Source organism: Methanomicrobiales archaeon HGW-Methanomicrobiales-1 (genome assembly GCA_002839675.1).
Classification (GTDB): domain Archaea; phylum Halobacteriota; class Methanomicrobia; order Methanomicrobiales; family Methanospirillaceae; genus Methanoregula.
Genome location: PGYM01000001.1, coordinates 193,452 through 215,482 on the forward strand (window position 1 = coordinate 193,452; position 22,031 = coordinate 215,482).

Genomic DNA, 22,031 nt, shown 5'->3' on the forward strand with positions numbered 1-22,031 from the left:
TATCAGACAGGTATGCCATGACGAACAAGGGAAAAATTCTCCTGATGGATGACGAGCAGATAATTCTTGATGTTACTCAGGAAGTCCTGAAGTTCCTTGGCTATGAAGTGATGTTTGCCCGTGAAGGTCAGGAAGCAATCGATCTTTATAAACAAGAGAAAAATGCCGGCGCTCCTTTTGACCTGGTTATACTCGATCTCTCCATCCCTGAAGGTATGGGGGGAAAAGATACAATCGGGCAGTTAAAAGCATTTGATCCCGATGTTAAAGCGGTTGTGTCAACCGGTTATGCCAATGATCCCGCGGTGCTGGATTTCATTGGATTCGGCTTTTCCGGAAAACTCTCGAAACCGTATAAGATCAATGAACTGAAAAGTATCCTCGAACAGATGATCAAAAAATAAGGGATGCGTCCGGCAGTTCAGCTGTTGTTTTCGTTTTTGGCGCGGATTTTTCCAATCGCTTCTTCTACTGCCCGTCGCACATACTCGTCGTTATCATCTTTTATTTTCATCAGTGGTTCGAGTGCCCGCAATTCACCGATATTGCCGAGTGCATCTGCAGCACCCCACCGGACATACCAGTCAGAATCTTTCAGCGACTGGACCAGGGTGTCGACCGATGCATCACTGCCCAGTCTGCCGAGAGCCCACGTAGCAGGTACCTGTACAAAGGAATCAGATTCCTTCAATGCCTTTATCAGGCAGACTGCGGCTTTCTTGTCCCCGATCTTACCCAGGGCATCAGCAGCGCTCCAGCGGACATACCAGTCCAGGTCATTTACTGACTGGATCAGGGGTTCGACCGCCCGGTGATCCTTGATCTCGCCGAGTGCCCATGCAGATTTCACGCGCACCCACCAGTTCTGGTCTTTTAACGCAAAGATCAAAGATTCTACTGCAGGTTTGCCGATCAGGGAGAGTGCCAGTGCGCTCCGCCACTGGAGATCGGTGTCTTTCTCCTTGAGCGTGGCGATAAGATGGGGAATGGCAGGTTCGCCTATTCCCGCCATGATATGGGTGGCATGCCAGCGGATATCCTGATCTTTTTCAGACATTGCCCGTACGAGATGGGGAATTGCTACTGCCCCGATCCTGCCCAGGGCGAGCCCGGCCAACCAGCGCACATCCTGGTCCGGCTCTTTTAAGGCCCTGATAAGGGGCTTGACTGCCGGCTCACCGATATCTCCGAGAGCAAGTGCAGCTCTCCACCGTATCCCGAGATTGTGGTGACGGATTGCCTTGATCAGGCTGTCCATATCCATGCCACTCGTGGTATGGACAGAATACGCTGTTTTTTCTGAATTTATCGTTTCATAACTTATCGTTCTCACCCCAGTGTCTGTGCGTGGATGTACGGTGGGTTTTTTTTGGGATTGATCATTTTTGTCTCTCTCCTGCAGAGAATGGCACAATCCGGTAACCGTTTGATGTTTTTTTATTACTTTCTATAATATTACTCTGTATTAAGGATGATAGGCAACGCCCGGCTATTTTAATATAACTAATCGGATTTTTTGTTACGGTGCGGTTTTTGTCACCCGGCGGGAAAAAACCGGGGTGCTTTGATGCCAAATTATTTAGCACCTCTGGCAGTATGAGATTATACGGGGATCTGAGATGAACGACGTATCTGTTCTGGTTGGGGGAAAGGCAGGAGACGGTATCAACAGTGCCGGGGCAATGGTAGCCCAGTTGCTGAACCATCTTGGCTATCGCATCTATCTCTATTTCGATTACCCGTCCCTGATCCGGGGCGGGCACAACTTTGCCATCATACGGGGCCGGGAACAGGATATTGGAGCCTGTCGCAACCATGTCGATTTTGTCCTGGCGCTGAACGCAGAGACCATTGAGCGGCACAAAGAACAATTCACGGATAAAACCGTCATCATCTCCAATAAGGATCTCGTAAACAACGGGGGTCATGGTATTCCGGTAAAGGCGATCCTTGCCGAAGAAAAAGCACCGGCAATTATGGGAAATTCAGCGCTCATCGGGGGATTTGCCCGGGTGGCAGGGATCGGGTGGGAGACGGTTGAAGCGGTGTTCCGCAGGCATATCCCGAAGGGAGCCGACCTGAACCTTGCCGTGGCAAAAAGAGCGTTCGATATGCTCGATCCTGTCAATCCAATAAAAAAATGTGAGAGCCAGCCCCGGTCCCTGGTATCGGGAAATGAAGCGATCGGCCTGGGACTGGTCCGGGGCGGGCTGGACGCCTATGTCTCGTATCCCATGACCCCCTCTTCGAGTATTCTCCACTTTCTTGCCGAGGAGAAGGACCGGTTCGGGATCATGGTTGTGCATCCAGAAAACGAGATTGCCGTAATCCTGATGGCCCTTGGATTTGCCTATGCGGGGAAAAAGGCGGCGATCGGCACCTCCGGTGGCGGTTTCTGCCTGATGACAGAGGGACTCTCGCTTGCCGGCATGGCAGAAATTCCTGTTGTGCTCGTTGTCTCCCAGCGAACCGGCCCTTCAACCGGACTTCCCACGTATACCGGCCAGACCGATCTCCAGTTTGTCCTCCATGCCGGGCAGGGGGAGTTTCCCCGCCTGATTGTTGCCCCGGGCGATGCACAGGAAGCCCTGGACTGGTCTGACCGTGCAATGGATATTGCATGGAAATGCCAGGTCCCTGCGTTCATACTTGTCGACAAGACCCTTTCTGAAAGCACGTATAGTGTTGATCCGGCTTCGGCCCGGAATACCGTGAGCACGGGTGAGCCCCTGTGGGATGGTAAGGCCCCCTATCGCCGCTATGAGTATGCAGCATCCGGCTGCTCTCCCCTGGCATTTCCCGGTATGAACGATGCGGTAGTAAAGGTGAATGGTTATACGCACGAAGAAGCGGGAATCACGGTAGAGGATGCAGGCACCACCATACTGATGACAGAAAAACGCCTGAAAAAAGGAGAAGCCCTGATCAAAGTCATAGAGGACTATCCCGGCGTGATCCAGTCGGGTTCGCCCGGCGCATCCACAGCCCTGTTCTGCTGGGGATCGACAAAAGGTGTCTGTGAAGAGGTGGCAGCAGAACTTGGTCTTCGGGTGATACGCCCGGTTGTGCTCGCCCCGTTTCCGGCGGATTCGATTAATAAACTCCTTGCAGGAGTGAAACGGCTGATTGCGGTTGAAGAGAATGCCACTGCCCAGCTGGCAGCACTTGCAGAGCAGCAGGGAATCAGGGTCAACGCAAAGATCCTGCGATATGACGGGAGGCCGTTTACCGTAGAAGAACTGGTCCTGCGGGTAAAGGAGGCGGGTATCTGATGACCCGGACACTTATTACTGAAGCCCAGAACACGTGGTGCCCGGGCTGCGGGAACTTTGCGCTCCAGCATACGATAAAAAACCTGCTGGCTGACTATGAAAAGGAAGGAAAATCGCTTGATAATGTTGTTTTAGTATCCGGTATCGGCTGCCATGCAAAGATCGCCGATTATCTCAATATCAACAGTTTCTATGCCCTGCACGGGAGAGCGATCCCGGCAGCAACCGGTATAAAACTTGCTAATCCCGCGCTCACGGTGATCTGTTGTGTCGGCGACGGAGATGCATATGCCGAGGGGCTTGACCACCTGATCTTTGCCGCAAAGCGCAATATCGACATAACCGTGATCGTGCACAACAACCGGGTTTACGGCCTGACTACCGGTCAGTACACCCCGACATCACCCCTTGGGTTCAAAGGAAAATCAACCCCTTCCGGTACCGCGGAATATCCCTTCAACCCGGTCGAACTCATGCTCGCGAGCGGCGCGGGCTTCATTGCCCGGGGATATACCCGGAAGATGGAGCAGTTAAAAGAACTGATACGTGCGGGTATTGCCCACAAGGGTTTCTCGTTCATCGATGTGCTCCAGATTTGTGCCACGTTCTTCCCGGTAACTGATTATTACGATGCTCACGTGTATGATCTGCCCGTTCAGGGCAAGCCGGATTTTGAAGCTGCCTGTGCCCTTGCCCGCGAATGGGATTACAACAGCGATGCCCGGATCGCGCTTGGTATTTTTTACCAGCGTGTTCTTCCCACCTTTGAAGACCGGATGATCACCCGCCCTCTCGAAAAAGAAGTGCGCGATCGTGCCATACGCGAGTTTCTTGAGACCCGGACATGAGCTTTGTTCCGTGATTCCCAGTAACTAAGTAACCTGCTTCCGGACAATGCGATGAAAAAGGAATATACATCTGAATAGTCGACCAACGATGTACCGGGAGCAACAACGAATGAGCGTGGTAAAACCTGTCGTACCCGTAGTGACCGGGCCGGATCCTGCATCCCGGACCGGGGTGCTCCGCCTGCTGGTAATCCCGTTTGCTATCTATGTGGTCTGGATGATCCTGACATCCCTGTTCGAAGGAAACGCCCGCCTGTTCCTGTCACAGGATTTCCTGGGAATTATTGTGTACACAGTCGTAGCATGTATCATTACCGGCATGATCATTCCCGTGTACTGCCTGCGTGAATCGTTTGTCACCGGTGCTGTAAACCTGTTCCAAATCGGATTCCGGGAATCGCGTCGGACCCTGTCCGCAACTGCCCTGACCTCCTTTGCCTGTTATCTGATCGTTGTACTGGTCCTGCCGTCCGGCACGGACCGGTCCGCATTCGCCTTTAACTTCCTGCTCCTGCTGCCGACAGCAATTGCATCGGTAATGGTCTGCTGGGTTCTTCTGGGAACACATGTACAGGCATTCGTGCGGAGTGGGGGTACGGTCATATCGATCGCTGCCGGAAGCCTGGTTACCGCGTGGCTTTTCTGTATCACCTCCTTTGCACACAGCCCTCCGGCCAGCCTGCAGCCTGCGCTGGTGGGATTCCTGGTGCTCGGGCTCGTTGCAGCGGTCTTTTTCTTTGCGGTCCGGGATGTCTATGCTGCCAGTATCCTTGTTGCGTCAGGACTGGCATTGGTTATGGCAGGCCGTGTCGGGATATCGGGCATGGAGGCGGCATTGCCCGCAGTAGCTGGTTCTGCAATCCTTGCGGTTCTCACCCTCTTTGGCATACACCTGTATTTTGCCCGGAATTTCAGGACCGTGCGGGTACCGGCATAACTGATGTTTCGGTCAGCCGGATCCCCGACAAAAAATCTTATACGCATATGCACCGAAAGTAACGGGTATGGATAAGAAAATCGGTAACGGATTATTAATCTGTGCACTTGTTGTTTTTGCGGTACTGATTGCCGGGTGCTCCGATCAGTCATCTTCCGGAACGACACCGGTGCCTACAACTGCAATGCCTGAATCGAAGTATGTGGCAGGAGATATCGTAGCCAAATCCGCGTCATCAACGGACCAGATGTTGTATGTTATCACGAAGTACGACCCGGCAAGCGATATGTACACCCGTGCCTGGATCTATAAAAATGCTGACGGGAAGTGGGGGCACTTCATTGATAATAAAGTAGAAACCGTTGAGAGATTCCTTGTCGAAACAGTCTATCCGGTAAAATTAGCTCATGTGACGGTCTCGGCCATACCGGTTGTTACGACAACCATTCCTACAGCTGTCCAGACAACCGCTTCCGGCAGTACTCCTGCGGTGACGGGGATATCTCCAGCAAGTGGTGCCACGGATGCATTAGCAGGCGCAACCATCACCGGTACGAATTTCGAGAACGGTGCAACGGTGAAGTTGATGCGTGCCGGCTACCCGTCAATCACGGCAACGGGCGTATCAGTCTCCTCCTCAACTTCAATTGCGTGCACGTTCAAACTCAGCGCTGATGAGGGCAGCTGGAATGTCCAGGTCACCAACCCCGGAGGGCAGTCGGATACCAAGTACGGTGCATTTACCATCGGCCAGGCACCCCCGATTCTCACGGGCGTTTCACCCACAACCGCTGAACTGGGGGTTACCCAGCTGCCGGTTACTATCAATGGCCAGAATTTCAACGAGGGCGTGAGAGTAACCTTTGTCCAGGGATCAACCGAACTCAATTGTGTCACGCCGACGTCCATTGATACCACCAAGATTACCTGCATTCTTAATATGAAGATTGCCGATGGTGGCAAAGTTGGTCTTTGGGATGTGAAAGTGCTCAATATCGAGGGCCAGCAGACCGGTACCCTGACCGGGAAATTTTCGGTCAGCAATTCAACCAGTACCTAACCCCAAATATTTTTTCCGGGATCTTTTTTGAGTAACTTTTTTTGTTATCCATTTTTCATCAGTAATCGCTTAGTTCCGGTGTAATTCAGTGCACGGTAATGGTTTTTCCTCTCATCCTACCACAAACTATTAACACCGCCGATCGGTAAAAAATAGGTAATCATGGTCGAAGCGTTCCTCGCCTCACCGGTGTTTGCCTTTGTGGTGCTGCCGTTCCTGATCTTCTGTGCCCGCGTCTGCGACATGAGCCTCGATACAATCCGGGTCATCTTCATGTCGAAAGGGATCAAGTACCTCCCGGCAGTTATCGGGTTTTTCGAAGTGATTATCTGGCTGCTCGCTATCGGGCAGGTGATGAACAACCTGACAAATGTGGTCTGCTATATTGCCTACGGGGCCGGGTTTGCCACCGGGACCATTGTAGGTATGGCAATCGAAGAAAAACTCTCTCTTGGGCTTACCAGTGTGCGTATCATCACCAAAGCGGATCCAACCGCTCTCATCCAGTATTTTAAGACACATAATTATGGGGTAACGAGTATTGACGGGGAAGGGGTAACGGGCCGGGTGAAGATGGTTTTTACGATCATCAAACGACAGGATCTTCCCCACGTGATCAGTATCATCAAGCAGTTCAACCCCAATGCTTTTTATTCCGTAGAAGAGGTAAAATCCGTAGCAGAAGGTGTGTTTCCTGAACGGCCATCCCGGGGTATTTTTTCCTGGATGAATTCCCTCCGCTTTTCCCGGAAAGGAAAATGATTCCCGGTAGGCAAAGGTCTGATTTACTGGTGAAAACCATTCCTGTTGTCATATCTGCTCTCCGCCCGGTCACGGATTTCTGGTTTACCTTCACTACTTGTGCATACCGGGCCGCAATTGGTATTCCGGCTGATCACCAATACCTTCTTTTTCTTACAGGGTGACGAGAACTTAAGCGGAGTTTTCATGCCAATCCATCAGGTTCATGTGGAGAATTTCAAGAGTTTTTCCGAACTCGATATCGATCTGTCCCGGTTCAACGTGGTTATCGGTTCGAATGCAGCAGGAAAATCCAATTTTATCAGTATTTTCAAGTTCCTGCGCGACATCGCACGTCATGGTCTGGTGAATGCAATTGCCCTACAGGGGGGTTCAGAATATATCCGGAATGCAAATATCGGGCATGCACGGGATCTCGTGGTACGGGTCTCCTATACCCCGGATCAGAAAATGGATATTATCGATGATAAAAGCCGCGAGAATTCTTTTCTCGGGATCCAGTCGTGCGAATCCTCCTATGAGTTTGCACTCCGGTTCGATGCGGATGGGGATGGGTTTGCCGTCATAACAGACCGGCTCGTGATTGGATGTGAGGTCTCCTCGTGTGAAAGAAAGGGAACGGGTTATACAAAAAACCACACCCTGGGACACGGGGAGATACAGGTGATTAATGAAAAGGGCAACGTGAAGTTTGCCGTACATCTTCCCGAAGGATGCCCCCTGTCTGAAAACGATATCATCCCGGCCTTTTTCCGCGGGGTACATCTGCCGAAAAACGCCCTCCTGCTCGAGAGCTCGTATGCCTATCCGCTGCCGCACGTGGAAAAATTCTTTGACCGGATTGCAGTGTACGATATCGATCCAAAACTCCCGAAGCGGGGAGCAGTGATTACCGGAAAACGGGATCTTGAGGAGGATGCCAGTAATCTTGCGGTAGTGGTAAAAACCATCATTGACAATCCCGAAAAGAAACGGAAATTCTCAAACCTGCTCCGCGACGTTATGCCCTTTGTAGAGGATTTCTCGGTAAAGAAGTTCATGGATGTCTCTCTTATCCTTACCCTCCGCGAACGGTATGCTAAAAGCTACGATCTTCCCGCTTCTTCCATGTCAGACGGGACCATCACCATCTTTGCCCTGATCATTGCGCTTTATTTTGAAGATAAACCGTTCATTGTCATCGAAGAGCCGGTAAGCCATATCCACCCGTTCCTGGTTGCCCGTGTCATGGCGATGATGAAAGAGTCATCCGAACGAAAACAGCTGATGATCACCACTCATAGCACCGAGGTAGTCAAGCATGTCAGCATTGAAGATATCCTGCTCCTGTCAAGGGACAGCGAGGGTTTCTCGATAATCTCGCGCCCTGCCGATAAAGAAGAAGTCAGGACATTTCTTGAAAATGAGATCGGGATTGAAGAGCTCTATGTCCAGAACCTGCTGGGATTGTGAGCATGAAAAAACGGCTGTTTATCCTTGTCGAAGGGGAAGATGATATCCGGTTCTTTGGCCGCGTTATCAAACCCCTTTTCGTGTCACGGTACGAATCGATCGAGATCATACCGTATGCAAGTATCAAGCGGGTGAAGGTGAACAATTTTTTAAAAAGTGTGCGGCAGATGAAAAATGATTACATCTTTGTTGCAGATATCGATACAGAACGCTCGGTAAGGGATAAAAAACAGCTCCTCTACTATCATTTCGATAATATCTCCGGCCACCGCATCGTCATTGTAATCAAGGAGATCGAGAGCTGGTATTATGCCGGGATTTCAGAGACTGCTGTACGCGATCTCGGGGTTGCTGATCTTGCGGCTACCGATGAGCTTTTCAAGGAAGATTTCAACAAGCTTATGCCCCGGCAGTTCGATTCACGGATCGATTTCATGTTCGAGATCCTCAAATCCTTCTCGCTTGAAACGGCAGTTCTGAAAAACCGTTCATTCAGGTTCTTTGTTGAACGATACCATCTTGCCCCCGTTATTGCGGATAAAAGCCAGTCCTGATGCATGGACCCGGATAAGGTAGTTGTGCACTATCGAAATGATTATTTCAAATATCCACGCTATTTACGTAACAAACAAACCTTTGGAGGTTTTTATTTTGTCAGAAAAATACGTATGTGCCATATGCGGGCATGAATACAATCCCGATATAGGAGAACCGCTGCAGAATATTCCCCCGGGAAAGGAATTTCAGTCTTTGCCTGATGACTGGCTATGCCCGGTCTGCGGGGCAGCAAAAAAATTGTTTAACCGGAGTGGGAACTGATTGCTATGGTTTCGCGGGAAATTACCACTGGAATCTTCTGGGTCGGAGCTCTTGATTTTGACCGGCGTCTCTTCGATGCCTTAATCCCGCTCCCGAACGGCACGAGCTATAATTCTTACCTGGTTAAGGGTAGCGAGAAGACCGCGCTTATCGACACCGTCGATCCTGCCAAGGAGTTTGAGCTGGTCTCAAACCTGCTCAAGCTCGGTATCGAATGCATAGATTACGTGGTTGTCAATCATGCCGAACAGGACCATTCCGGCTCCCTGCCGATGATCCTCGAATTTTACCCGAGTGCAGTAGTAGTGACCAATGAGAAGTGCAAAGAATTGCTCATTGCCCTGCTCCAGCTCCCGGAAAACCGGTTTAAGATCATTAAGGATAAAGAGACCCTTTCGCTGGGTGACCGGACGCTCGAATTCCATATGACCCCGTGGACACACTGGCCGGAGACACAGGTAACGTACCTTAAGGAAGACCAAATCCTCTTCTCCTGCGATCTCTTCGGGTTCCACATGGCCACGTCCGACCTGTATGTAACCGATGAAGCTGAATGCTACCGGTCGGCAAAACGGTACTATGCTGAGATTATGATGCCGTTCCGGAACAGCATAAGGGGTTACCTGGAGACAATAAAGGCACTCCCGCTCAAGCAGATCGCGCCCAGTCACGGTCCGATCCACAAATCCCCGCAGTTTATACTGGATGCCTATGCTGACTGGACTTCAGATACGGTGAAAAACGAAGTAGTAATCCCGTATATCTCGATGCATGGCAGTACAGAAAAGATGGTAGAGTACCTGACAAATGCCCTGATCGCCCGCGGGATAACGGTAAAACCGTTCAACCTGAACGTTACGGATATCGGCGATCTTGCTCTTGCACTGTTGGATACAGCCACTGTTGTCGTGGGGACTCCCACGGTGCTCTTCGGCCCCCACCCCAAGGTAGTGTATGCCACCTACTTAGCCAACGTGCTCAAACCGAAGGTCCGGTATGCATCAGTAATTGGATCGTATGGCTGGGGCGGTAAAACTGCAGAGATGATTGTAAAGATGCTCGACCATGTCAAGGTCGAAGTCCTTGAGCCGGTTATTGTCAAAGGGCAGCCGAATGAAGCGACGTTAAAACAGCTCGACCGCCTCGCAGACGATATCTTAAAGAAGCATAGCGAGATCAACATTGTGTAAGAATGGAGGCACATTTATGGCAAAAATGTTTGAAGTATACAAATGTGAAGTATGCGGGAACATCATCAAGATAGTACATGCATCCAATGGCAACCTGGTCTGCTGTGGAAAGCCAATGGTCCTGCAACTGGAAAAGACCGCTGACGCGGGTAAAGAGAAACATGTCCCCGTGGTAGAGAAGTCCGGTGCGGGCATTGTTGTGAAAATCGGATCGGTTCCGCACCCCATGGAAGAGAAGCACTATATCGAGTGGGTGGAAGTGCGGACCGGCGAGAACGTCTATATCCGCGGGTTCAAACCCGGTGAAAAACCCGAGGCGGAATTCTGTATTCCTGATGCCAGTGCCAAGGTACGTGTATACTGCAATGTGCACGGGCTCTGGACGAACAAATCCTGAGTATCCCCCTTTTTACACCCCGACGAGGGGCAAACACTAATAGAATCTCAGGGGCAATTCTTTAGCAATGCACCGGCTTGAGCATCTTTCCACGATTATTGCCGATCTGGGCGATATTTTTATTTTTATTGCCCCGATAACCTGCATTCCGCTCATTGTCGCGGTTCTTTTCTCCGAGTGGAATATGCTCCTGCCCATGCTTGCCGTGCCCGTTACTTTCTACCTCATAGGCCTCCTCATAAGGAGCCTGCCCCGTCCCCAGCGGAGCGTGAGACTTTCGACAGCATTCTGCTCGGTTGCACTCTTCTGGCTTACCAGTGCGATGGTGAGTGGCCTGCCGTTCATGCTCGGGCTGCATATGGGATTTACCGATGCGCTTTTTGAGGGTATGGCCGGCTGGACCGGCACTGCGTTTTCCATGATGCAGTCCTTAGAGACGGCCCCCCATACTCTCCTCTTCTGGCGATCTTACATGCAGTGGATCAGCGGTATCGGGATTATCGCATTTGCCATTTCAATAGCAAGCAGCACAGGTCTTTTCCGGTCAAAGATCCTCCGCACGGAAAGCAGGGACGAACCGCTGATGCAGGGGATTGTCTCTGCCGGGCGGGCACTCTGGAAGATCTACGGGATCCTGACCTTTCTTGCCATTGGCCTCATCCTGTTCACCGGTCTCTCCTTATGGGAATCGGTCAATCTCGCGCTTGCCACTATATCCACAGGAGGTTTTACCCTGCACGAGGGGGGCATCCTGTATTATAACAGCGTGCTGCTGGAGATTATCCTCATCCCGATCATGATCGCAGGGGCCCTGCCGTTCAAACTCTATTATCTTATAGCAGAGAACCGGCGCTGGAGCCTGTTTGGCGACGAACAGGTCAAACTCTTCTTTATCATTGTGGCCCTGGGAACGGCAGTCCTGACCTATGATCTGGTCTTTTTTAACAACCTTGACTACCTGCCTGCCCTGCACCAGGGCCTGTTCATGACCATATCAGCCGTTACTACTACGGGTTTTTCGATTGCAAACCTCCACACGTGGGCCAGTGTAACGATCCTCTTTCTTGCCATGCTGATATTTATCGGGGGTGCGAGTGGCAGTACTGCCGGGGGAATTAAGGTACACCGGGTCATGCTTGCGGTCAGGGCACTGCTCTGGTGGTTCCGGCGTCTCTTTGTCAGTGGCAAGGTGCTCCTGCCGTTCCGGTTCGATGGCCGGGTGATCCCGAAAGCAACAGCAGAGCTTGAAGTCTCAAAAAACATGCTCATCATCATCCTTTCGGTCGGGGTCATCTTTGTTGCATCTCTTGCTGTTATCCAGTCCCATATCACTACTTTTTCCATGACCGAGATCGTGTTTGACGTGGTCTCCGCGTTCTCTACCTGCGGTATAGGTTCCGGCTATGTATCTCCTGATATGCCCCTCATCTCGAAATGGATCTTTATCGGTGTCATGTGGGTGGGCCGGCTCGAAGTGATCCCGGTAGTGATGCTTATTATGGCTGTTTTTGGCAGACAGGAATAACCGGTCCGGGCTGCCTGCACGCCTTCAACACAACTTTACTTTTGTTAACATCAGGAGATCTAATATAAATTGCCACTCCATAGTACGGTGATGAAACAGATCGCCCTGTATGGCAAGGGGGGTATCGGCAAGTCTACCACCTCGGCCAATCTCTCCGCTGCGCTATCAGGTATGGGGCTTGATATCCTCCAGGTCGGGTGCGATCCCAAGCGTGACAGTACCCGGATGCTGATGCATGGCCGGTTTATCCCCACGGTCATGGACCTGGTCCGGGTCAGGGGTGAAGCACCGATTACCTTAGATGAAGTCGAGTTTACCGGGTTTAACGGCGTCCGCTGTGTTGAGGCGGGAGGCCCGGAGCCCGGTGTCGGGTGTGCAGGGCGGGGGATCATTGCCACGTTCCAGCTGCTGGAGAAGTTCGGGGCCTTGAAAGGCGATGTTATTGTATACGATGTGCTCGGCGACGTTGTCTGCGGCGGATTTGCCATGCCGATGCGCGAGGGATATGCACAGGATGTCTACCTGGTAACCTCCGGTGAACTGATGTCCCTGTACGCTGCCAACAACATCTGCAAGGCAATCCAGCGCCTTTCTTCAAGGACAAAAAGCACCTGCCGGCTGGCCGGGGTGATCTGCAATGCCAAGAACCAGCCGAATGAAGAGGAGCTGGTGGCAGAGTTTGCAAAACGCGTGAACAGTTCTCTTATCCAGTTCATCCCCCGTGACCGGGTCGTGCAGCTTGCCGAACTCAACCGGAAAACGGTCATCGAGTATGAACCGGAATCCACGCAGGCTGAATGCTACCGCACCCTTGGCAAACGGGTGATGGAAAATACCCATTTCACCATCCCCACACCGTTAGAGATTGATGAGCTTGAATCCCTTGCCTATTCATACATCTAGATTCGGGGGCTGCACCCTCACCGGGGCACTCTCGGTGACAACCCATGTCCGCAATACGGCGAGTATTGTCCACGGGCCAAAAGGGTGTACGCACCATAACTTCTCCCTGCTGCATGCCACCGGCCTTGACAATGAAACTGTCACCCTGCCCGATCTGGTCTCTACTGCCCTGTGCGAGAGCGATATTGTGTTTGGCGGGGAGAGCGCCCTGCTCCGGACCCTTGAGTCTGTAGCAGAACGCGGTGTGGATGCGATCTTCGTCCTCTCTACCTGCATTGTTGACACGATTGGCGATGATGTAGATGCCATCTGCAGCAGGGAATACGGCGTGCCCGTGGTCATTGTACCAACTGCCGGTTTCCTCGGGGGAACCTTCCAGAACGGGGTGGCAAATGCCCTCTGTGCGCTTGCCGGTACTGCCGAATCCTGCCCGGTTACCGACTGCGTGAATATCATCGGCGAGAAGAATCTCGAATATGAGGTTGAGGAGAACTATGCAGAAGTTGCCCGTCTTTTGGGAACATTCGATATTCCGGTCAACCTGCGGTTCGTGCATGATATCACGTTCGACGAGATCGGGACACTTGGTGCAGCCCGGCTCAATATCCTGAGGGAACCTGCGCTCATTCCCGTGGGAAATTTCCTGAAAGAGCGTTTCGGCACACCCTTCATCCCGACATTTCCCCTCGGGCTCTCCGGCACCCTCTCATTTTTAGAAGCAGTTGCCGGGACGTTTGGTACAGACTGTAGCGCTGCGCTCGAAAAGGAGCGACAGTTCCAGGAAGATACCCTTGCCGGGTTTTCCGATCTCATGGGAAAGGATGCATCGTTTGACCCTGCAATGCACGATCCCGACAGCGTGTCTTCTTTTGCTGAAGTGGCAGAGGCATTGCGGATCAATATGAACCAACCGGGCTCAGATGGCGTTTCGCTCGGTCCCGGAACCCCAGTGGGAACGACCGGCGTGCGGCGGATGCTTCACCGCTGGAGGCGCCAGCTGCATGCCTGAATGCACCAATCCCCTCTGGCCCTGTGCCATGACCGGGGCCGCTGCCTGCCTTGCAGGATTCGAGGGGATGACGGTTGTGATCCATGGATCGAGCGGCTGTTACTATTATCCCACCACGCTCCTTCGCGCCCCCCTGCATGGCACCTTCATCCTTGAACACGAGATCATCTTTGGCTCGGAGGACCGGCTCAATGAAGTGATCGGCGGGTTGTCCGGAAAGGGCAAACGCATTGCGGTGATAACGACCTGTGTTCCGGCAATTCTCGGTGAGGATATCCGGTCCATGCTCGAAAAGCACGATGTGATCCTTGTGGACAGCCCGGGTTTTTCCGGGGATGTTGAAGCGGGATATAAAAATGCCCTCTCGATACTGGAACCCCGGGTTGATCCGGATGCCAAAGGGGTGAACATCGATGGCGCCTGCCTGTTCGATCCCTTCTCTGCGGGCAATGTGCAGGAAATCCGGCGATTATTGACGATGGCCAGTATTCCTGTTGGCACGGTATTTTCCCATGACCGGCTCGACAAGGTCCGGCATGCATCACCCTATACGATCGGCACGAACGAGGATTTCGCGAGCGGAATTGGTGAGTATTGTGGCGGAACGCTCGGGTTTAAAGCGATCAAGTCTTCATTCGGAAGATTAAGCGAGTTATTCGAAGATGCGGATGTGGACCGGGTCTTTTCCGAGATCGAACAGCAGGAGGAACGGATGGTCAGGGCATGTGACAAGTACCTGCTTCGGTTCGATCCTCCTTCTGTGGTTATCTTTTCTGGTTTTTCCTATGCCCTGCATGTGGCAGAGACGCTCGAACGCTATCTGGATGCGGATATACGGTGCATTGGTTCACGCAATGCCCCGGGCTCATCGAAATACCCGGTGGAACAGGTTACCGGGCTCGAGGGGGTAAAATCCCTGATCGGGCAGTATAATCCTGACCTTGTGATGGGCTCATCCTTTGAGCGATCGGTTTCTGATGCCCGGGCGTTTACCGGAATCACACCCCCTCTACGGGGGACCATCCGGCTTGCCCCAACCCCCTTTGCTGGGATAAACGGCACCCTCTCTCTCGTGGAGCAGGTACTCAATACCTGCATGGACCGGAAACCCGGCCGGCCCTGATCGCCTTTTTCCCGGTGAATTGATTACCGCTCCCCCAGCGCCTTTTAAGTGATTTTATGCTTTGGAACAAACGCATTCTTCCTCCTTGATCCAAAGGATTCTTCACTTTCACCCTGCGCACGGTCCCGGGTTATATAGCCGGCCCGGCAACGCCATACTACGACAGAAAGGTGGTCGGGTATGATGGAAAAAGCAGGATATCTCCAGCGAACCGGGTACAGCGCAATTGACAGCGAAGGGAATGCGCATGCAGTGATCGAGCTCCATATTCTTGGAACACGCTATGCGATCCGGCGTTCTGATCTTTCAAAAGCAGTATCCGGTCATGTTTTTGTGCAACTGGAGGAGCTCACCCACGAGTGGCAGTACTACCTTGGTGCGGTAAAGGGACTGGCACAGGTCTCGGTCTCCGGAAAAGCTTTGAACATCGAGTTGTTCGAGGCCGGGAACTTCACGGTCTCCCTAAATACACTCCGCGGAGTAATGTACGGAAAAGATCGCCTGGCAACTATCGTGAAGATACCGGCACAGCCCGCAATCGTTGCCCGTCGCGGGATTTACGGGCAGCAGCAGATCAGTGCAGCGGTATAATGTAAGCTGGCTGATTGCATGACGGGGCGCCATTCCCGTTTTGTTATCCCCGGCAACCCGTGAAAATCTCTCATTTTTTCTTTGTGAAATCGTGCAACATTAATAGTTCGGTGACAGATGATCATGTGTGGAGAAGAACACTCCTTTTTTATCCGGTAATACTGACGTGAACGGGTACAGGGAGCTGGGGTTATGAGCATGGATACCACGGATACGATGTACCGCGATCTGGTGGAATGCCAGCAGGACCTGATTGTCAGGTTCAACCAGGAAGGGCGTCTTATCTTCGTGAATGCCGCTTATTGCGAAGCAGTGGGAAAACCCAGAGAAGTACTCACCGGCAGCGTGTTCATGCCGGTCACAGATGAGCGATATGCCGATATCATTGCCACCCAGATGACCCGGCTCTTCCGTCCCCCGTTTGCCTGCACCGTGGAACAATGGATCCAGACCTCCAAGGGGATGCGGTGCTTCAGCTGGTCGGCAAAGTCGGTGCTGAACAGTGCCAATGCGGTTGAATCGATCGTAGCCACCGGCCACGACATCACCCGGATCAAGAGTGAACAGCGGGCGCTGAAAAAGAAGGATGAGGAACTGATGTTCGCTATCGAGAGCGGGAAACAGATGTATTACACGCATACTCCCGATCATACGATGATGTTCGTGAGCCCGCGGCTGCGGGCACTTCTCGGGTGCCGGCCGAAAGAAGGAAAACGCACCTGGACTGATTACCTCACCGACAACCCGATAAATGCCGCGGGGCTTGAACGGACGATCCGGGCAATTGCATCCGGCAGGCGCGAACCCCCCTACCGGCTGGAGATGAGTTCTCCTGACGGTCGTAAAATCCGGCTTGAAGTCAACGAGATCCCTCTGGTGAAGAACGGAAAGACGGTCTCGATCGCAGGTTGCGTAACTGATGTTACCGAAAAAGCGCTGGTAGAAGAAGGACTGGCCGAGGCCGAGATGTTGATTCCTGATCTTGCTGTTGCGAAAAAACCCCTTGAAGGGCATGTCGTATATCCGGTATCCCGCCCGAAAAAACAGCCTGGTTTTTTCCAGTCCCTTTTTTCTAAAAAACCGGATGAGAAATAGGATGATGATCTTCCGGATTTTCCCTGTGAACCGGAAATCAATCGTAATTTCTTGAACAGTACAGTTACCCATGGCCATAGGGATCTAACGGGAAGGGGGGGTAGTACCCTGTCTTACGAAAGACAGGGGGTGGGGGGTCCCCCCCTCATTTTTTGGAGTGGGGGAGGGGTGGGTACCCCTTCGGGCACATGAGGGGCCCCCACCCCCCTTGAAAATAACCGACCGTGAGATCCCCTCTCCGTCGTAACTCCACGCGAAGTCATGTCCGCGTACATGCAATCGGAGGGGGGGTGGGAGCCAGTCTTTCAAAAGAGTGGTGGGTAGGGCCCCCCTCCTCATTTTTTGGAGTGGGGGAGGGGTGGGTACCCCTCCGAGCACATGAGGGGCCCCCACCCCCCCTTTTATTTTTTGTGAAGGAATGACCGCTCGGCCGTGACTCCATTGGAAGAGGTGTCCATGTGTATGCACTCGGAGGGGGGTAGGGGCCTGTCTTTCGAAAGAGTGGGGGGTGGGTGTGTTCCCGTTGAGGGTGGTGTGAGGACCATCACACCAAACCCTTATCTTATAAAATCCAACCACATCACAACCAGGTCGCATCTGCCATGATATTTACCAACAAAACCCGCGCCGGTGTACTCATCTTCATCGGGGCTGCATGGTTCCTGACGGGAATCATCGTTTCCGAAGCGCTCTATCCCGGTTACAAGGTAACGAAGATGATCAGCGATCTCGGGGTAGGGTCCACGGCCCCGATATTCAACTCCGCTATCTTTGGCTTCGGTCTCCTGCTCCTCGTGACGGCATACCTGCTCAACACAGCCGGGACTAATCGCTGGTTCCTCATCCTGCTGATCCTGACCGGTCTCGGGGCCGCGGGGGTCGGTGTCTTTCCTGAGACCATAATTATCCCGCATACCATTGGTGCGATCACGGTCTTTGTCTGCGGCGGGTTATGTGCAATCACGGGATACCGGGTATTTTCCGGGCCATGGTCATGGCTCTCACTTGCACTCGGGCTCATCGCGCTTGGTGCCGCAATGCTCTTTGTAACGAAGTACTATCTCGGCCTTGGTGCCGGGGGCATGGAGCGGATGATCGCGTACCCGCTTATCATCTGGGCACTCGGTACCGGGGCGTTTTTGATGGCTCCGGAATCCGGATAAAAAAGAATTATTTCCCTTTCTTTACGCAGTCAGCGATATAAGAGCCGGCTTTGGTAGTCCGTGCCGAGCCGCCCATATCCTTCGTAACGATACCGTCTTTGATGCTCTGCTCGATGGCAGTCACGACAGCTGCAGCCGCCTTGTGCTCACCGATATGATCGAGCAGGAGCGATCCTGCCCAGATGGTGGCAATCGGGTTTGCAACCCCCATGCCCTTGTATTTCGGGGCCGAACCGTGGATTGGCTCGAACATCGAGGTGCCCTTCGGGTTGATGTTACCCCCGGGGGCTAGGCCCAGGCCGCCCTGTATCATGGCGCCGAGATCGGTGATGATATCGCCGAACATGTTGGGCGTGACCACGACATCGAACCACTCGGGGTTCTTGACAAACCACATGGTAACGGCATCAACGAAGTTGAAGTCGGTCTTAACCTCAGGGTATGCCTTTGCAGTCTCGGTGAATACGTCCCGCCAGAGACCGTATACGTCCGAAAGGACATTGGCCTTGTCTACCGAAGTGAGTTTTTTCTCCCGCTGCATGGCAAGGTCAAAGGCGTAGGTCTGGACCCGGCGTGAACCCTCGCGGGTGACGACCCCTATCTGGTACGCGATCTCTTCGGCATCGCTCTCCACGTCAAGACCGAACTTCACGCTGTATATATCACGAATGACATTGAGCTCTTTTTTCTCGTGCTTTTTGAACCGGGAACCGATTCCCACGTAAAAGTCTTCGGTGTTTTCCCGGACCACGACAAAGTCGATATCCGCGGGAGTCTTGTTCGCCAGCGGGGTCTCGACGCCCTCTAAAAGTTTGATAGGCCGGAGATTGACGTACATATCGAAATGGAAGCGAAGGGCTAACAGGATGCCTTTTTCAAGGATACCCGGCTGGACCCGCTCATCCCCGATTGCACCGAAATAGATCGCCTTGAACTTCGAGAGTTCTTTGAGTTCGTCTTCGGTGACGAGTTTTCGCGAATTGATGTACCGGTCAGCCCCGATATCGAAATCCGTCCACTGGATATCGAAGTTGAACCGTTCTCCCGCTGCCTCTAATACTTTCTTTCCCTCGGCCACGATCTCCGGGCCGATCCCGTCGCCGCCTATGCTTGCGATTTTGTACATACCGGAACCTCCTTTAACTTCTTTGCATATGCAACAAGCCCGCCGGCATCGATGATACCCTGCATGAACTCCGGCACCGGCTCGGTCTCGTATCTCTTCCCGTCAGCCTCGAGATACCCGCCTTTCACGTTCACCTTGACCTTTGCCTTGTCCTTGATCTTGTCCGCATCGTGGCAGACGAGGGGCAGTACCCCGACATTGACCGCATTCCGGAAAAAGATCCGGGCAAAGGATTGTGCTACCACGATCTGAACGCCGGCCCCTATCAGTGCCAGGGGGGCGTGCTCCCGTGAAGACCCGCACCCGAAATTGCGCCCTGCAACGATAATGTCACCATTGCCTGCCGCCTTTGAGAACTCGTCCCGGGTGCCTTCAAAGGCATGTTTTGCCAGTTCCTTGGGATCATAGATGGTCAGGAACCTGCCCGGGATGATGGCATCCGTATCGATATCGTCGCCGAACTTCCAGACTCGCATGTTCAGACCTCCCGTGGGTCGGTAATGACACCCGTGATCGCGCTTGCCGCTGCAGTGGCCGGGGAACAGAGGTATACCTTGCCCTCGGTGCTTCCCTGTCGGCCCTTGAAGTTCCGGTTCGATGTGGACAGCGAGACCTCGCCGGGTGCTAAGAGCCCGAATGCCCCGCCCATGCAGGGACCGCAGCACGGTGCTTCAACAAGCCCGCCGGCTTTTACGAACTTCTCGATGAGCCCGGCCTTTAAGGTCTTTAAGTACTCGTCCCGTGAGGCCGGGATGATGATGACCCGGACGTTCCGGTTGAACTTCTTCTTGCCCAGCACTTCTGCGGCTTCTGCAAGATCCTCAAACCGCCCGTTCGTGCACGAACCGATGAAGACCTGGTCCACGTGCGTTCCGGCAACCTTGCTGACCGGCACCCCGGTATCCACATTGTGGGGCACGGCAACCTGCGGTTCCATGTCCGAGACATTGTAGGTGTGTTTGCTGGCGTAGGTCGCATCGTCGTCGCTCACCAGTTCGAACGATTTCATCTTGCGCCGTCCCTTCATGTACTCCCAGGTTATCTTGTCGGGAGCGACAATGCCGGCTTTTCCGCCCATCTCGATGGCCATATTGCACAGCGTCATCCGGCCGGGCATATCGAGTTTCGAGATGGTTTTTCCGGCAAACTCGATGGCCTGGTACGTTGCCCCGTCAGCCCCGATATCTGCCGCTATGGAAAGGATCAGGTCCTTTGCCCCGACCCTCTTGGGGAATTTTCCTGAGACTTCGGCACGGATGGTCTCGGGCACCTTGAAGTATAAGGCCCCGTATTTCAGGACAAAACCCATATCGGTCGAACCAATCCCGGTAGCAAATGCTCCCGCTGCACCATACATGCAGGTGTGGGAATCAGCCCCGACTACGATCTCACCTGGAGCTGCCCTTCCTTTCTCGAGCACTACCTGGTGACAGACACCCTCATTTATGTCATAATTGTATATTCCCTGCTCTGCGGCGAACTTCCGCATGTAGACATGGTTCTCCGCTGCCGGAATGGAATCTGCGGGAATCTGGTGGTCAAAGAGCATGATGACGTGTTCCGGGTCAAAGACTTTGGATCCACCCATCTCGTAGAACTTCTGGATGGCAAGCGGCCCGGTAATATCGTGAATCATTGCGCCGTCAATCGGCGCCATGACCACTTCACCGGCTCGTATATCGCTGCCACATTTTCGAGAAAATATTTTCTCTACGATTGTTGCTCCCATGCTGAATCGGGTTACTATTTGTCGTCAATTATATTGTAGTTTGGGGGAGACTGCTGCTCAGATATATGGCAGGCCGAGGCTGACCTCTTTGGTATTTATCCGCCCGCGAATCTTTTGAGTCATAACTGCGGTTTTTTTCGCAGTCAAAGTAATCTTTAACCTTCTTTCCGGTAATGATCCTGTGATAACCTATGATCAAAAGAAGATCCCTCTTCATAATTGCCCTTGTCGTTATGGCAATGGCATGTGTCGGCATGGCAGCCGCTGCCACGGACACCAGTAATGACAATGTGATACACTCATCCGGAACCGGCAACGTTATCGGTACTCCCGACCGTGCACAGGTTACGTTCTCGGTTGAAACCGAAAATCCCGATGTAAAGGTTGCGCAGCAGGACAATGCGCAGAAGATGGCAAAAGTGATCGACGCACTGGTGGCTATTGGTATTCCCCGGGATGCACTCAAGACCACCGGATATAACATTTACCCAGTGTATGAAGACACTACCAGGTCCCTGTTCGACCAGAAAGTCCGCACGTACCGGGTTACCAATACCCTAACCGTTACCCTCCATGATGTGAGCAGGACCGGCGAAGTGATTGATGTTGCAGTTGCAAACGGCATCAACCAGGCAAGCTCCATCAGATTTCTCCTGTCTGATGAACAATCGCAGGTTCTCCGCACTGAAGCCTTAAAAGAGGCAGTTGCACGGGCACGCGCAGATGCTGATACGGTTGCAGCAGCAATGGGCACCAATATTACCGGTGTACAGAGTGCCGATATCAGTGGAGGATATTCACCCGTTCTGTTTGAGAATTACCAGTACGCGGCCGGGGACGCGATGATGAAGTCGGCAGTACCCACTCCCATCCAGCCCGGTGATATCACGGTCAGCGCACAGGTATCCATTACGTACCTGATCCGCTAATCCCCTGCACGAAAAACACCATTGTGGTTTTCATACAATTCTCTGAGGCCACCGGCCTCAGCTATTTTTCAAAGATCTCTTCAAAACTTTTTTACATAAGC

At 52.7% G+C, this 22,031-nt stretch carries 23 protein-coding genes; 19 read left to right on the top strand and 4 right to left on the bottom strand.

All coding sequences use genetic code 11. The features are described 5' to 3' along the window. The first annotated feature begins 17 nt into the window (after positions 1-17). Positions 18-404, top strand: coding sequence for a response regulator (locus CVV30_00965; protein PKL69975.1), 387 nt, complete (start codon positions 18-20; stop codon positions 402-404). 17 nt (positions 405-421) lie between these two features. Here CVV30_00965 and CVV30_00970 read toward each other — a convergent pair whose 3' ends face one another. Beyond that, the gene (locus tag CVV30_00970) at positions 422-1,264 is read right to left on the bottom strand and encodes a hypothetical protein (GenBank protein ID PKL69976.1); all 843 of its coding nucleotides are present in this window, start codon (positions 1,262-1,264) and stop codon (positions 422-424) included. A 355-nt stretch (positions 1,265-1,619) separates the two neighbouring features. Between CVV30_00970 and CVV30_00975 the strand changes: the two genes are divergently transcribed. From CVV30_00975 to CVV30_01055, 17 genes are all read left to right on the top strand, one after another. After that, complete coding sequence (locus CVV30_00975) at positions 1,620-3,272, top strand: pyruvate ferredoxin oxidoreductase (GenBank protein ID PKL69977.1); 1,653 nt, start codon at positions 1,620-1,622, stop codon at positions 3,270-3,272. Further along, positions 3,272-4,120, top strand: a complete 849-nt coding sequence (locus CVV30_00980; GenBank protein ID PKL69978.1) for a 2-oxoglutarate synthase — start codon at positions 3,272-3,274, stop codon at positions 4,118-4,120. Before CVV30_00975 ends, CVV30_00980 begins: the two co-directional genes overlap by 1 nt. A 109-nt stretch (positions 4,121-4,229) precedes the next feature. Further along, entirely contained in the window at positions 4,230-5,057 is an 828-nt protein-coding gene (locus tag CVV30_00985) for a hypothetical protein (protein PKL69979.1), read from the top strand. A 67-nt stretch (positions 5,058-5,124) separates the two neighbouring features. Continuing rightward, positions 5,125-6,117: a hypothetical protein gene (locus tag CVV30_00990; protein PKL69980.1), complete on the top strand. Its 993-nt coding sequence runs from the start codon at positions 5,125-5,127 to the stop codon at positions 6,115-6,117. Positions 6,118-6,279: 162 nt separating this feature from the next. After that, positions 6,280-6,879: a hypothetical protein gene (locus tag CVV30_00995; GenBank protein PKL69981.1), complete on the top strand. Its 600-nt coding sequence runs from the start codon at positions 6,280-6,282 to the stop codon at positions 6,877-6,879. 186 nt (positions 6,880-7,065) lie between these two features. Beyond that, the gene (locus tag CVV30_01000) at positions 7,066-8,331 is read left to right on the top strand and encodes an ATPase (protein ID PKL69982.1); all 1,266 of its coding nucleotides are present in this window, start codon (positions 7,066-7,068) and stop codon (positions 8,329-8,331) included. Between the two features lie 2 nt (positions 8,332-8,333). After that, complete coding sequence (locus tag CVV30_01005; protein ID PKL69983.1) at positions 8,334-8,885, top strand: hypothetical protein; 552 nt, start codon at positions 8,334-8,336, stop codon at positions 8,883-8,885. Positions 8,886-8,922: 37 nt separating this feature from the next. Continuing rightward, positions 8,923-9,150, top strand: coding sequence for a hypothetical protein (locus CVV30_01010; GenBank protein ID PKL69984.1), 228 nt, complete (start codon positions 8,923-8,925; stop codon positions 9,148-9,150). A 5-nt stretch (positions 9,151-9,155) separates the two neighbouring features. Continuing rightward, complete coding sequence (locus tag CVV30_01015; protein ID PKL69985.1) at positions 9,156-10,340, top strand: MBL fold hydrolase; 1,185 nt, start codon at positions 9,156-9,158, stop codon at positions 10,338-10,340. Between the two features lie 16 nt (positions 10,341-10,356). Then, complete coding sequence (locus CVV30_01020) at positions 10,357-10,737, top strand: desulfoferrodoxin (GenBank protein ID PKL69986.1); 381 nt, start codon at positions 10,357-10,359, stop codon at positions 10,735-10,737. A gap of 67 nt (positions 10,738-10,804) precedes the next feature. Beyond that, positions 10,805-12,262, top strand: coding sequence for a cation transporter (locus CVV30_01025; GenBank protein PKL69987.1), 1,458 nt, complete (start codon positions 10,805-10,807; stop codon positions 12,260-12,262). 90 nt (positions 12,263-12,352) lie between these two features. Then, positions 12,353-13,165: a nitrogenase iron protein gene (locus CVV30_01030; GenBank protein ID PKL69988.1), complete on the top strand. Its 813-nt coding sequence runs from the start codon at positions 12,353-12,355 to the stop codon at positions 13,163-13,165. Further along, a complete protein-coding gene (locus CVV30_01035; protein PKL69989.1) occupies positions 13,131-14,174 on the top strand; it encodes an oxidoreductase in 1,044 nt (347 codons plus the stop codon). The genes CVV30_01030 and CVV30_01035 overlap by 35 nt, the downstream gene beginning before the upstream one ends. Next, positions 14,167-15,297: an oxidoreductase gene (locus tag CVV30_01040; GenBank protein ID PKL69990.1), complete on the top strand. Its 1,131-nt coding sequence runs from the start codon at positions 14,167-14,169 to the stop codon at positions 15,295-15,297. Before CVV30_01035 ends, CVV30_01040 begins: the two co-directional genes overlap by 8 nt. A gap of 180 nt (positions 15,298-15,477) precedes the next feature. Then, complete coding sequence (locus CVV30_01045) at positions 15,478-15,888, top strand: hypothetical protein (GenBank protein ID PKL69991.1); 411 nt, start codon at positions 15,478-15,480, stop codon at positions 15,886-15,888. 198 nt (positions 15,889-16,086) lie between these two features. Then, the gene (locus tag CVV30_01050; GenBank protein ID PKL70921.1) at positions 16,087-16,983 is read left to right on the top strand and encodes a PAS sensor protein; all 897 of its coding nucleotides are present in this window, start codon (positions 16,087-16,089) and stop codon (positions 16,981-16,983) included. A gap of 602 nt (positions 16,984-17,585) precedes the next feature. Then, entirely contained in the window at positions 17,586-18,146 is a 561-nt protein-coding gene (locus CVV30_01055) for a hypothetical protein (GenBank protein PKL69992.1), read from the top strand. 7 nt (positions 18,147-18,153) lie between these two features. On the opposite strand, the gene CVV30_01060 is transcribed toward CVV30_01055, so the two are convergent. From CVV30_01060 to CVV30_01070, 3 genes are read right to left on the bottom strand one after another with little or no spacing between them, the layout of a single operon-like run. Then, positions 18,154-19,272 (bottom strand): 3-isopropylmalate dehydrogenase, encoded by a 1,119-nt coding sequence (locus CVV30_01060; protein ID PKL69993.1) that lies wholly within the window; start codon positions 19,270-19,272, stop codon positions 18,154-18,156. Beyond that, positions 19,251-19,748 carry a 3-isopropylmalate dehydratase gene (locus tag CVV30_01065; protein PKL69994.1) on the bottom strand — a complete coding sequence of 166 codons (498 nt, stop codon included), beginning with the start codon at positions 19,746-19,748 and terminating at the stop codon, positions 19,251-19,253. Before CVV30_01065 ends, CVV30_01060 begins: the two co-directional genes overlap by 22 nt. A gap of 2 nt (positions 19,749-19,750) precedes the next feature. Further along, a complete protein-coding gene (locus tag CVV30_01070; protein ID PKL69995.1) occupies positions 19,751-21,001 on the bottom strand; it encodes a 3-isopropylmalate dehydratase large subunit in 1,251 nt (416 codons plus the stop codon). 191 nt (positions 21,002-21,192) lie between these two features. Between CVV30_01070 and CVV30_01075 the strand changes: the two genes are divergently transcribed. Beyond that, positions 21,193-21,930: an SIMPL domain-containing protein gene (locus tag CVV30_01075; GenBank protein ID PKL69996.1), complete on the top strand. Its 738-nt coding sequence runs from the start codon at positions 21,193-21,195 to the stop codon at positions 21,928-21,930. Positions 21,931-22,031: the final 101 nt, after the last annotated feature.

What these genes read in the sequence shown, in the direction of transcription:
- CVV30_01000 (PKL69982.1), top strand. Translation starts at nt 7,066, where the DNA reads ATGCCAATCCATCAGGTTCATGTGGAGAATTTCAAGAGTTTTTCCGAA.
- CVV30_01025 (PKL69987.1), top strand. Translation starts at nt 10,805, where the DNA reads ATGCACCGGCTTGAGCATCTTTCCACGATTATTGCCGATCTGGGCGAT.
- CVV30_00985 (PKL69979.1), top strand. Translation starts at nt 4,230, where the DNA reads ATGAGCGTGGTAAAACCTGTCGTACCCGTAGTGACCGGGCCGGATCCT.
- CVV30_01015 (PKL69985.1), top strand. Translation starts at nt 9,156, where the DNA reads ATGGTTTCGCGGGAAATTACCACTGGAATCTTCTGGGTCGGAGCTCTT.
- CVV30_01020 (PKL69986.1), top strand. Translation starts at nt 10,357, where the DNA reads ATGGCAAAAATGTTTGAAGTATACAAATGTGAAGTATGCGGGAACATC.
- CVV30_01060 (PKL69993.1), bottom strand. Translation starts at nt 19,272, where the DNA reads ATGTACAAAATCGCAAGCATAGGCGGCGACGGGATCGGCCCGGAGATC.
- CVV30_00975 (PKL69977.1), top strand. Translation starts at nt 1,620, where the DNA reads ATGAACGACGTATCTGTTCTGGTTGGGGGAAAGGCAGGAGACGGTATC.
- CVV30_01005 (PKL69983.1), top strand. Translation starts at nt 8,334, where the DNA reads ATGAAAAAACGGCTGTTTATCCTTGTCGAAGGGGAAGATGATATCCGG.
- CVV30_01050 (PKL70921.1), top strand. Translation starts at nt 16,087, where the DNA reads ATGGATACCACGGATACGATGTACCGCGATCTGGTGGAATGCCAGCAG.
- CVV30_01010 (PKL69984.1), top strand. Translation starts at nt 8,923, where the DNA reads ATGATTATTTCAAATATCCACGCTATTTACGTAACAAACAAACCTTTG.
- CVV30_01055 (PKL69992.1), top strand. Translation starts at nt 17,586, where the DNA reads ATGATATTTACCAACAAAACCCGCGCCGGTGTACTCATCTTCATCGGG.
- CVV30_01065 (PKL69994.1), bottom strand. Translation starts at nt 19,748, where the DNA reads ATGCGAGTCTGGAAGTTCGGCGACGATATCGATACGGATGCCATCATC.
- CVV30_00980 (PKL69978.1), top strand. Translation starts at nt 3,272, where the DNA reads ATGACCCGGACACTTATTACTGAAGCCCAGAACACGTGGTGCCCGGGC.
- CVV30_01045 (PKL69991.1), top strand. Translation starts at nt 15,478, where the DNA reads ATGATGGAAAAAGCAGGATATCTCCAGCGAACCGGGTACAGCGCAATT.
- CVV30_01075 (PKL69996.1), top strand. Translation starts at nt 21,193, where the DNA reads ATGATCAAAAGAAGATCCCTCTTCATAATTGCCCTTGTCGTTATGGCA.
- CVV30_01035 (PKL69989.1), top strand. Translation starts at nt 13,131, where the DNA reads ATGAGCTTGAATCCCTTGCCTATTCATACATCTAGATTCGGGGGCTGC.
- CVV30_00995 (PKL69981.1), top strand. Translation starts at nt 6,280, where the DNA reads ATGGTCGAAGCGTTCCTCGCCTCACCGGTGTTTGCCTTTGTGGTGCTG.
- CVV30_00965 (PKL69975.1), top strand. Translation starts at nt 18, where the DNA reads ATGACGAACAAGGGAAAAATTCTCCTGATGGATGACGAGCAGATAATT.
- CVV30_01070 (PKL69995.1), bottom strand. Translation starts at nt 21,001, where the DNA reads ATGGGAGCAACAATCGTAGAGAAAATATTTTCTCGAAAATGTGGCAGC.
- CVV30_01030 (PKL69988.1), top strand. Translation starts at nt 12,353, where the DNA reads ATGAAACAGATCGCCCTGTATGGCAAGGGGGGTATCGGCAAGTCTACC.
- CVV30_01040 (PKL69990.1), top strand. Translation starts at nt 14,167, where the DNA reads ATGCCTGAATGCACCAATCCCCTCTGGCCCTGTGCCATGACCGGGGCC.
- CVV30_00990 (PKL69980.1), top strand. Translation starts at nt 5,125, where the DNA reads ATGGATAAGAAAATCGGTAACGGATTATTAATCTGTGCACTTGTTGTT.
- CVV30_00970 (PKL69976.1), bottom strand. Translation starts at nt 1,264, where the DNA reads ATGGATATGGACAGCCTGATCAAGGCAATCCGTCACCACAATCTCGGG.